Source organism: Amycolatopsis sp. NPDC051061 (assembly GCF_040682935.1).
GTDB lineage: Bacteria > Actinomycetota > Actinomycetes > Mycobacteriales > Pseudonocardiaceae > Amycolatopsis.
Map to the genome: position 1 here is coordinate 1 of NZ_JBFBBZ010000021.1, position 9814 is coordinate 9814.

Genomic DNA, 9814 nt, shown 5'->3' on the forward strand with positions numbered 1-9814 from the left:
CCACCACCGCCCAGCGCCACCGCGCCGATCGCGACGCCGACGAGGGGGTAGGCGGGCAGGGTGAGCACGTCGGGCAGGCGCAGGTGACGCACGTCGGCGAGCGCGAGCGGGACGGCCACGACGGTGAGCACGACCGGCACCGGCAGCCACCAGCCGGGCCAGCCGCCGGCCAGCCAGCGCGCGGTGACGACGATGACCCCGACGGCGGCCAGCCCGGCGGCGCGCCGGACCGGGATCGGGGCGCCGGCCCGGCCGAGGGCCCACGCCGCGGGTGGCGCGGTGACGGCTCCGGCGGCCGCCGCGGTGGTGAGGACGAACATCGTCGGGGGCATGGATCCAGGGTGCTGCGGCCGGGTGGAGCAGGGCAAATGCCGGGTGTAGCGAACGGTCCGTTCGCTACGTTCCGGGCCGGGTTTCACTCCTGTGGGCGACAGGCGAGGCGCGGGCCAAACCGCGAGTTGAGACGGCACGAGCACCGACGAGCCGGGATATGCACCTGGCGCGGGGTCGGCTCACGTGACTGCACAGCCGACACGCGTGATCAGAGGGTCGACACGCGTGATTGCAGGGTCAACTCGCGTACCTGGAGGGTCGGCTCACGTACCTGGAGGGTCGGCTTGCGTACCTGGACGGTCGGCTTGCGTACCTGGACGGTCAGCTCGCGTACCTGGAGGGTCGGCTCGCGTACCTGGAACAAGAGCGGGCGAAGCCAGGTGGCTCGTCCGGGACCCCCTGCGTCCCGGACGAGCCACCACCCCGTCACAAAGTCAACCTGAGCAGCGCCCGCCCGCTCCCGCCGCGCACCTCCAGCGCCGCCAGGTCGGTGCGCTTCAACGCCGTCCCGATCACGATCCGCGCGGTGTTGTCCGGGACCGCCTTCCACGTCGCCAGCTGCGATTCCGTCCCGGATCGCGAGATCGCCACCAGGACGTAGTCCCCGCCGCTGCGGCCGCCCGTGTAGCTGCACGACATGTCGACCTGCGTGCCCCACTCGAACGCGTCCAGGCGGGCGTCCGCCTGGACCGGGAACTGGCCCAGCGCCGTCATCGCCACCGAAGGGGGCGGCGGCGCGGGAGGCCACGAAGCCACCACCGCCAGCGCCACGCACGCCGAGACCGCCACCGCCGCCGACATCGACGTCACCGCGTTCCGGATCCGGCGGCCGCGCCGGACGCGGCGCAGCACCGTCGGCAGCAGCTGAGGCGGGGGCGGGCCCATGTCCGGCAGCACAGCCGGGGCGTCGACCCGGGCCAGCAGACCGGGCAGCCCCGCCATGTCCCGCACCGAAGACGCGCACCGGTCGCACGTCCGCAGGTGCTGCTCGAAACGCTGCCGGTCCTCGGGGGAAAGCGCCCCGAGCACGTACGCCGCGTCGAACGTCGCGAACGGGTCCTCGCTCACTGGGTCACCCCCCTCTCCTCGAGCACCAGGCGCAGCGCGCGCAACGCGTAGTGCGTCCGGGACTTGACCGTCCCTTCGGCCACACCCAGCCGGGTGGCCGCGTCCGCTACGGAATAGCCCTGGAAGTAACACAGCACGAGCACCTCGCGGTGCCGCTCCGACAGCTCGGCGAGCGCCTCGGCGACCAGCCAGCCCTGCACCGCGCGGTCGGTCCCGTCGCCGACGGCCCGCTCCGGTGGCCGGTCGGTCACCACCTCCGACCGGGCCGACGCCGAGCGCCAGCCGTCGATCGCGATGCGCCGCGCCACGGTGAACAGCCACGCCCGCGCCGAGCCCGTCGACTGGTCCAGCACCGTCGTCGACCGCCAGGCGCGCAGCAGCGTCTCCTGGACGACGTCCTCGGCCCGGATCCGGTCGCCGGAGGTCAGGCGGAGCGCGTACGACCACAGCGCGCCCGCGTGTTCCTCGTGCAAGGCGCGCATGAGCGCGTCTTCGGCGACTTCCCCCACGAACTCAGGCCGCGACTCGGCGCCGGTCCTTCACGAACATCAGTGCCAGGCCACCGACGATGCAGACCGCCTCGGTGATCACGCCCCAGTACTCCGGCTGGCTGTTGAACTGGTCTTGGTTCCCGGCGAACCCGACGGTCGCGGCGAGGACGTACGCGCCGAGCGTCAGCACCCCGAACCCGACCGCGCCCAGCGCCGGCAGCCAGTGCCGCCAGGCCAGCACCGCGATCGCGATGACCAGGCCGCCGATCGCGTCGAGCAGGAACAACGGCCCGACGATGCCCGGGTAGTCCTCGGTCCACAGGAAGTAGTGCACGCCCGCCGAGCCCAGCAACGCGGCCGCCACGACGATGCGCAGAACCCAACTCACCATGATCGATCCTCCACTCCACACCCACTCGGGTACATACACGAGACAGGGACCGATCCGGTTCACCGCGGATTGAACCGATGGGGTGTCGATCTCGTTTAGTGGGGCATGACTGCCGAAACCCACTCCCGCCGCACCGTCCTCACCACCGGTGCCGCCGTCGCCGGTGCCGCCGTGGGCGCCCTCGCGCTCTCCGCCTGCGGTTCTTCGGACGACGCCAAGTCGGGCACCGCGCAGGCGCCGATCGCCGCCGGGACCCCGCTGGTCGCGCTCGCCGACGTCCCGGTCGGGGAGGCGAAGGCCGCCAAGGCCCCGGACGGTTCCGACGTGATCGTGGCCCGGACGTCCGAATCGGCCTGCGCCGCCTTCAGCGCCATCTGCACGCACCAGGGCTGCACGGTCGCCCCGAAGGGCGCCGACCTCGTCTGCCCGTGCCACGGCTCGGTCTTCAACGCGCTCACCGGGGAGGTCAAGCAGGGGCCGGCGAACAAGCCGCTGCCGTCGGTGCCGGTCAAGGTCGAGAACGGGAAGGTCGTCACCGGCTGACGGGCCGGTCGGCACGAAGGGCCCTTGGGGACGACTGTCCACAAGGGCCCTTCCTGTGACAAAGCCGCCTCAGGCGTCCCAGCCGAACAGCCGGTCGCCCGCGGCGACGTCGCGCTCGGCGTCCAAACCGGACAGCACGTCCGCCGAGGCGTCCAGCGCGACGACCGGGACGATCGCCGAGTAGCCCGCCGCGGTCACCGCCTCCGGGTCCCAGCTGACGATCGGCTGGCCGGCCCGCACCTGCTCGCCCTTGACGACGTGCAGCGTGAAGCCCTCGCCCTTCTCCTTGACCGTGTCGATCCCGAGGTGGACCAGCACGGCCTGGCCGTCCTCGGTCGCGACGACGTAGGCGTGCGGGTGCAGCGTCGCGACCGTGCCGTCGACCGGCGCGACGGCGTCCGACCGGCCGCCCGCCGGCTGCACCGCGACGCCCGGACCCACCATGGCCTGCGCGAACACCGGGTCCGGAACCTCGGTGATCGGCACCACGTGCCCGGCGACCGGGCTGAGGATCTCCAAGCTCACAGCAGGTCCTCGATGTCGCTGGCGATCGTGTCCGCCTCCGGCCCGACGATCACTTGCAGGGCCGAGGAACCCATCTTGACCACGCCCATCGCGCCCGCCTTCTTCAGCGCCGCTTCGTCGACGAGGCTCATGTCCTCGACCTCGCAGCGCAGCCGCGTGATGCAGCCCTCGATCTCGGTGAGGTTCTCCGTGCCGCCGAGCGCGGCGAGGATCTTCTCGGGCCTGTCATCCGCCATCGCGGTCTCCTTGATCACTGTTTGTTCCCAACCTGACGCGAACCGCGTGTCCACCTGTACTACGCCGTTCGTCGGCATGCACGCCGCCGCGGGCCACGAACGGATAACGGTGGTTGACACCCGTCCGCGTGGCGGAGCATCCTGCCCCATCAGATCATTGGTCTAGACCGGAACGTACCAATGTTCCGGGCCGGACGCGAGCACCGGTCCCCGGTGACGCGAGAACGAGGAGGGTGACGCCGATGAGCGCGGCAGCGCACGTCCCGCCACCCGACCGGGTCGTCAACGGGCCCACGCCCAAGCACGCCCAGCTGCGGGAAATCCTCCGCCGCACGGTGGAGCGCGAGCTCCCCCCGGGTGCGCCGATCCCGTCGGAACGTGAGCTCGCCCAGCGCTACGGCGTGTCGCGGCTCACGGTCAGATCGGCGATCGGCAAGCTGGTCGAGGAAGGTCTGCTCGCCCGGGTCCGCGGCAAGGGCACGTTCACCGCGGCCCGGCGGATGGAGCTGCAGCTCTACCTGATGTCGTTCACCGATGACATGAGGCGGCGGGGGCTGACCCCGACGACCGAGGTGGTCTCCGCGGCCACCGAGGTCCCGCCGACCGCCTCGGCGCACGCCCTCGGCCTGGCCGAGGGCGCCCCCGCACACCACCTCGTGCGGTTGCGCCACGCCGACGGCGTGCCCCTGGCCGTCGAACGCGGCTGGTACCACGCGGGCCGGGCTCCCGGCCTGCTCGAGCTCGACCTGACCCAGTCCATCTACGCGCAGCTGGCCGAGACGTACGACGTGCGTCCCGACCAGGCGTGGCAGACGGTCTGGGCCGAAGGAGCGGACCGCGAAACGGCCCGGCTGCTCGGCATGCGCGCCGGCAGTCCCCTGCTCGTGTTCCGCCGGGTCTCCAGCGCCAGCGGCGACCCGATCGAAGACATCACGTCCTGGTACCGGGGAGATCACTACCAGGTGACCATGCAGTTGGACCGGAACACCCCGGAGTCCGGTATCCCACCCCACTATGGAGGTTCTTGATGAGCACCACCACCGCGGAGGGGGCGAAGAAGAGCGGCAGCGGCCTCGCCGGTCTTCAGCGCTTCGGCCGCAGCCTCATGCTGCCGATCGCCACGCTCCCGGCGGCAGGCATCCTGCTGCGGTTCGGGCAGGACGACATGCTCGGCAAGGACGGGCTCGGCTGGAACAAGGTCGCTTCGGTACTGGGCGCCGCCGGTGGCACCCTGTTCAACTGGCTGCCGCTGCTGTTCGCGGTCGGCATCGCGGTCGGCTTCGCCCGCAAGGGTGACGGCTCGACCGGCGTCGCCGCCGTCGTCGGCTTCTTCGTCTTCACCAGCGTCATCCAGGTGTTCGCCCCGCTGAAGGACCTGCCGAAGTACAAGGCCGGTTCCACCGAGCTCGCCCCGATCAACTGGCCGTACTCGGTACTCGCCGGTGTGGTCGTCGGTATCGTCGCCGCCCTGCTGTGGCAGCGCTACCACCGCATCAAGCTGCCGGCCTACCTGGCGTTCTTCGGCGGCCGCCGGTTCGTCCCGATCATCACCGCCCTCGTGATGCTGATCCTCGGCGTGCTCTTCGGCCTCGTGTTCCACTGGGTCAACAGCGGCATCGAGTCCGTCGGTGACGCGGTCACCTCGTCCCCGATCGTCGGTGGCGGCATCTACGGCGCGCTGAACCGCCTGCTCATCCCGGTCGGTCTGCACCAGCTGCTGAACGTGCCGGTGTGGTTCATCTTCGACGGCGGCGACATCAACAACTTCGTCGCGGGCAAGATGACGGCGGGCGCCTTCACCACCGGCTTCTTCCCGATCTTCATGTTCGCGCTGCCCGCGGCGGCGCTGGCGATCTGGCAGACGGCCCGTCCGGCGCAGAAGAAGATCGTCGGCGGTGTGATGATCTCCGCGGCGCTGACCTCGTTCCTCACCGGTGTCACCGAGCCGATCGAGTTCTCGTTCATGTTCGTCGCGTGGCCGCTGTACCTGTTCCACGCGATCATGACCGGCACCTCGCTTGCCCTCACGAACGCGCTGGGCATCCACCAGAGCTTCAACTTCTCGGCGGGCGGCATCGACTTCCTGCTGAACCTCGGCGCTCCGGCGGCGCAGAAGCCGTGGCTCCTCGTCCCGATCGGCCTCGTGTACGCGGTGATCTACTACGTCGTGTTCCGCTTCGTGATCACCAAGTGGAACCTGCGCACCCCGGGTCGCGAAGACGACGCGGTCCAGGCGGACCTCGACGCGACCGCCGCGAAGTAACATCGGTACGACGTAAACCCTGTAGTGAGAGGACGAACATGCCGGAGAAACGCGTCGCCGTGGCGAGCAAGGTGGGCCTGCACGCCAGGCCGGCCGCGCTGGTGGCGAAGGCGGCCGCGGCGCAACCCGTCGCGGTGCAGATCGCCAAGGCCGGCGGGAGCCCGGTGGCCGCCGGCAGCGTGCTCAACCTGATGACGCTCGCCGCCGGGTACGGCGACGAGGTCGTCATCAGCGCCGAGGGCGAAGGCGCCGAGGAGGCCGTGGAAGCGGTCGCCCAGCTGGTCGCCACCGACCTCGACGCCTGACGCACCACCCCGCGAAGGCCCCCGCACCGGTCCCCGACACCGGTGCGGGGGCCTTCGTTTCGTAGGGTGGGCGGATGGAGAGCCTGCGCCTGATCGACGAGTGGCCGGTGGACAACGCCGCGACGGCCGTGGTGACCGCGGACGGGACCGTCAAGGGCAGCCACGGCGACCCCGCGCGGAAGTTCAAGCTGGCCTCGGTCAGCAAGCCGCTGACCGCCTACACCGCGCTCATCGCCGTCGAAGAGGGCGTCGTCGAGCTCGACACGCCGGCCGGGCCCGAGGGCTCGACCGTGCGGCACCTGCTCGCCCACACCTCGGGCCTCGCCTTCGACGCGCACAAGGCCATGGCCGCGCCCGGCACGCGGCGGCTCTACTCCAACGCCGGGTTCGAACAGCTCGCCGACGCGCTGGCCGAGCACTCCGGCATCCCGTTCGCGCAGTACCAGGCCGAAGCGCTGTTCGCCCCGCTGGGCATGACGAGCACCACGCTCGACGGCTCGCCCGCGTCCGGCGCGACGTCCACTGTGGACGATCTGGTGACCTTCGCCGCCGAACTGCAGGCTCCCAAGCTGCTCGACCCCGCCACGGTGGCCGAGGCGACGAACGTCGTGTTCCCCGGCCTGTCCGGGGTGCTGCCCGGGTTCGGGCACCAGAAGCCCAACGACTGGGGCCTCGGCTTCGAGATCCGCGACCACAAGAGCCCGCACTGGACCGGCGCGAACAGCTCGCCGCGCACCTTCGGGCACTTCGGGCAGTCCGGCACGTTCCTCTGGGTCGACCCGGACGCGGGCGCGGCCTGCGTCGCGCTGACCGACCGCGCGTTCGGCCCGTGGGCCGCCGAGGTCTGGCCGCGCTACACCGACGCCGTGCTGGCGGAATTGAGCGCGTGAAGGCCCTCTTCGCCGTTCTGCTGCTCCTGCTCGCCGCCTGCAGCGCGCCCCCGGTCGCGCCCGCTCCCGTGCCGCCGTCCGCGGCCGCGCCCGAAGCCCCGCCGGCGCTCGGCACGAACGGCGCCGCCGTGCCGGCGCTGCGCTGGACGCCGTGCCACGGGAAGTTCCAGTGCGCGGCCGCGTCCGTGCCGCTGAGCTACCGCGAGCCGAAGGGCACGGCGATCACGCTCTCGGTGATCCGGCTGCCGGCGAGCGACCCGGGCCGGCGGCTCGGCTCATTGTTCTTCAATTTCGGCGGCCCGGGCACGGACGGCGTCGGCGAGCTGACGCGGTTCGCCGACCGCTACCCCGGCGAGCTGCGCGCCCGCTTCGACCTGGTGAGCTTCGACCCGCGCGGGATCGGCGGGTCCGCGCCGCTCAGCTGCCCCGGCGCCGACCACGCGCCCGCGCCGGGTTCGCCGCTGCGGGCGCCGGACGCGTTCTTCGCGGCGAGCGCAGCACCGGGCCAGGCGTGCGCCGCCGGGTCGGGGGCGCTGCTGAGCCACCTGTCGACGGCGAACGTGGCGCGCGACCTGGAGCTGCTGCGCCAGGCCGTCGGCGACGCCGCGCTGAACTTCTACGGCTACTCCTACGGCACCTACCTGGGGGGCACGTACGCGAACCTGTTCCCGGACAAGGTCCGCGCGATGACCCTCGACGGCACGCTCGACCTGGTCGCCAACGCCACCGGGAAGCCGGGGCAGGAGAAGGAGCCGGTCGATGTCCGCGCCGACGTCGCCGGGGCGCAGCAGCAGGAGCTGGACCAGTTCTTCGCGGTGTGCGCCGCGGCCGGGCCGAAGTGCGCGTTCTCCGGCGGTGACCCGAAGGCGAAGTTCGCCGGGGTCTTCGCCCGAGCGTCGCGCAGCACGGGCGTGGGTTCGCTGATGAAGACGGCCGACAGCGCGCTGTACCAGTCCGGCCGGTGGAAGCGGCTCGCGCAGACGCTCGCGGCGATGCCGGCGGACTCCGGCGCCGCTTCGCCGGTGCTCGACCCGTACGTGCCGACGCACTCCCCCGGGTTCCTGGCCGTCCAGTGCGTCGACAGCGACAACCCGTCCTCGCCCGCGGATTACGCGGCGCTGGCGGCCCGGGAAAGCGCGCGTCAGCCGTACTTCGGGCTGGGCTCGGTGTTCTCGATGGCGCAGTGCGTCGGCTGGCCCGCGCACGACTCCGATCGCTACACCGGACCGTGGAACCGCGCGCGGAAGCACCCGATCCTGGTGCTGAACAACCGGTTCGACCCGGCGACGCCGCTGCACAACGCGCAGGCGACGGCGGCCGAGCTGGGCGACGGCCGGCTGCTGGTCGTCGACGGGTACGGCCACACTTCGCTGGACGCGCCGAGCGCGTGCGCCTCGGCGGCCGTCGTGCGGTACCTGACGGACCTGGCGGCGCCGGCCGAGGGGGCCACCTGCGGACCCGATGTGGTCCCGTTCTCGTGAGTGGGAAACAGCGTTCCAACCCTGTTTCTCACTCACGACCCGCCGGGGCACACCGATCAGCCGAACGGCCGACGGCGGCAGGGTCTTCGGACCCTGCCGGGCGTGCTCCGCGGGTGGTGTCATGGTTCTCGTGCGGGCCCGCCGCCGGGCCGGTGCGGGGACCTCGGGCCCCGGCGGGCCGCACGCCAAGCTAGTCCATCAGCCGGATCGGGCTCCCGGCCTGGAACGCCGCGATGTCCTCGACGGCGTCGCCGTAGAAGATCTCGTAGGTCTCGCGGGCGACGAACCCGAGGTGCGGGGTCAGGACCGCGTTGTCCATCGTCCTCAGTGGATGGTCAGCCGGGAACGGCTCGGTGTCGTAGACGTCCAGGGCCGCCGCCCGGATCTCCTTGCGCCGCAACGCGTCCACGAGTGCGTCCTCGTCGACGATCGGGCCGCGCGAAGTGTTCACCAGCAACGCGCTCGGCTTCATCGCGGCCAGCTCGGCCGCACCGACCAGGCCACGGGTGCGCCCGCTGAGCACGAGGTGGATCGACAGCACGTCCGAGCGGGCGAACAGCTCCTCTTTGGACACCGCGGTGACGCCGTGCGGCTCGGCCTTCTCCGGCGTCAGGTGCTGGCTCCAGGCGATGGTCTCCATGCCGAAGACCTGCCCGATCTTCGCCGCGCCCGACCCGAGCCGGCCGAGGCCGAGCAGCCCGAGCGTCTTGCCGTGCAGCATGGTGCCGACGGTCGTCTGCCAGCCGCCTTCGCGCATGGACCGGAACTCTTGCGGCAGGTTCCGCGCCGCGGCGAGGATGAGCGCCCAGGTGTGCTCGGCGGTGGGTTCGCCGAGGTAGCCGGTCTTGGACACGACGACGCCGTTGCGTTGCGCGGCGGGGACGTCGATGGCGGCGTTGCGCGGACCGGTGCTGACGAGCAGCTTGAGGTCCGGCAGCCGGTCGAGCACCTCGCCGGGGAACCGGGTGCGCTCACGCATCGCGACGATCGCTTCGAAGCCCTGAAGCTGCTCGACGACGTCGGTGAGGGGCTCGGTGAAGACCGTGATGTCGGCCTTGAGGGAATCCCAGTCACCGAAGGTCAGGGCGACGTCCTGGTAGTCGTCGAGAATCGCGATCCGCATGATCTCACCGTAGGCGACAGGTCCGGGCCGGCGCAGGCCCGCACCCGCCGCCGCCGCCGGGAGGTGGCGGAACTGACCGGATGCGGCGCGGGGGGGCCCCCTGGCGGAATACCGGCCCCCGGGCCCGCCGCGCGCCCCGGGGGGCCGCGGGACCGCCCCGCCGGG

General features: G+C 71.9%; 12 protein-coding genes and 1 pseudogene. 6 read left to right on the plus strand and 7 right to left on the minus strand.

All coding sequences use genetic code 11. The features are described from left to right. From AB0N03_RS26625 to AB0N03_RS26640, 4 genes and pseudogenes are all read right to left on the minus strand, one after another. Positions 1-332: pseudogene (locus AB0N03_RS26625) on the minus strand (prepilin peptidase); the annotation flags it as partial. 427 nt (positions 333-759) lie between these two features. Further along, entirely contained in the window at positions 760-1401 is a 642-nt protein-coding gene (locus AB0N03_RS26630) for a zf-HC2 domain-containing protein (protein WP_364377084.1), read from the minus strand. After that, positions 1398-1910, minus strand: a complete 513-nt coding sequence (locus AB0N03_RS26635) for a sigma-70 family RNA polymerase sigma factor (protein WP_364377086.1) — start codon at positions 1908-1910, stop codon at positions 1398-1400. The genes AB0N03_RS26630 and AB0N03_RS26635 overlap by 4 nt, the downstream gene beginning before the upstream one ends. 4 nt (positions 1911-1914) lie before the next feature. Then, a complete protein-coding gene (locus tag AB0N03_RS26640; RefSeq protein WP_364377087.1) occupies positions 1915-2283 on the minus strand; it encodes a hypothetical protein in 369 nt (122 codons plus the stop codon). A gap of 105 nt (positions 2284-2388) precedes the next feature. Here AB0N03_RS26640 and AB0N03_RS26645 point away from each other — a divergent pair, with 105 nt between their 5' ends. After that, positions 2389-2826 carry a Rieske (2Fe-2S) protein gene (locus AB0N03_RS26645; RefSeq protein WP_364377089.1) on the plus strand — a complete coding sequence of 146 codons (438 nt, stop codon included), beginning with the start codon at positions 2389-2391 and terminating at the stop codon, positions 2824-2826. Between the two features lie 69 nt (positions 2827-2895). Here the strand turns inward: AB0N03_RS26645 and AB0N03_RS26650 are convergent, their stop codons facing one another. Both AB0N03_RS26650 and AB0N03_RS26655 read right to left on the minus strand, forming a co-directional pair. Continuing rightward, entirely contained in the window at positions 2896-3351 is a 456-nt protein-coding gene (locus tag AB0N03_RS26650; RefSeq protein ID WP_364377091.1) for a PTS glucose transporter subunit IIA, read from the minus strand. Further along, positions 3348-3587 carry a glucose PTS transporter subunit EIIB gene (locus AB0N03_RS26655; protein ID WP_167379806.1) on the minus strand — a complete coding sequence of 80 codons (240 nt, stop codon included), beginning with the start codon at positions 3585-3587 and terminating at the stop codon, positions 3348-3350. The genes AB0N03_RS26650 and AB0N03_RS26655 overlap by 4 nt, the downstream gene beginning before the upstream one ends. Before the next feature lie 242 nt (positions 3588-3829). Between AB0N03_RS26655 and AB0N03_RS26660 the strand changes: the two genes are divergently transcribed. The 5 genes from AB0N03_RS26660 to AB0N03_RS26680 all read left to right on the plus strand — a co-directional run bounded on the left by AB0N03_RS26660 (position 3830) and on the right by AB0N03_RS26680 (position 8526). Further along, positions 3830-4615, plus strand: coding sequence for a GntR family transcriptional regulator (locus AB0N03_RS26660; protein WP_364377093.1), 786 nt, complete (start codon positions 3830-3832; stop codon positions 4613-4615). Next, positions 4615-5850, plus strand: a complete 1236-nt coding sequence (locus tag AB0N03_RS26665; protein WP_364377095.1) for a PTS transporter subunit EIIC — start codon at positions 4615-4617, stop codon at positions 5848-5850. The genes AB0N03_RS26660 and AB0N03_RS26665 overlap by 1 nt, the downstream gene beginning before the upstream one ends. A 38-nt stretch (positions 5851-5888) precedes the next feature. After that, the gene (locus tag AB0N03_RS26670) at positions 5889-6155 is read left to right on the plus strand and encodes an HPr family phosphocarrier protein (RefSeq protein WP_013224593.1); all 267 of its coding nucleotides are present in this window, start codon (positions 5889-5891) and stop codon (positions 6153-6155) included. A gap of 74 nt (positions 6156-6229) precedes the next feature. Further along, complete coding sequence (locus AB0N03_RS26675) at positions 6230-7045, plus strand: serine hydrolase domain-containing protein (RefSeq protein ID WP_364377097.1); 816 nt, start codon at positions 6230-6232, stop codon at positions 7043-7045. Further along, positions 7042-8526: an alpha/beta hydrolase gene (locus tag AB0N03_RS26680; protein ID WP_364377099.1), complete on the plus strand. Its 1485-nt coding sequence runs from the start codon at positions 7042-7044 to the stop codon at positions 8524-8526. Before AB0N03_RS26675 ends, AB0N03_RS26680 begins: the two co-directional genes overlap by 4 nt. Before the next feature lie 190 nt (positions 8527-8716). On the opposite strand, the gene AB0N03_RS26685 is transcribed toward AB0N03_RS26680, so the two are convergent. Continuing rightward, complete coding sequence (locus tag AB0N03_RS26685; protein WP_364377101.1) at positions 8717-9649, minus strand: D-2-hydroxyacid dehydrogenase family protein; 933 nt, start codon at positions 9647-9649, stop codon at positions 8717-8719. Positions 9650-9814 lie beyond the last annotated feature (165 nt).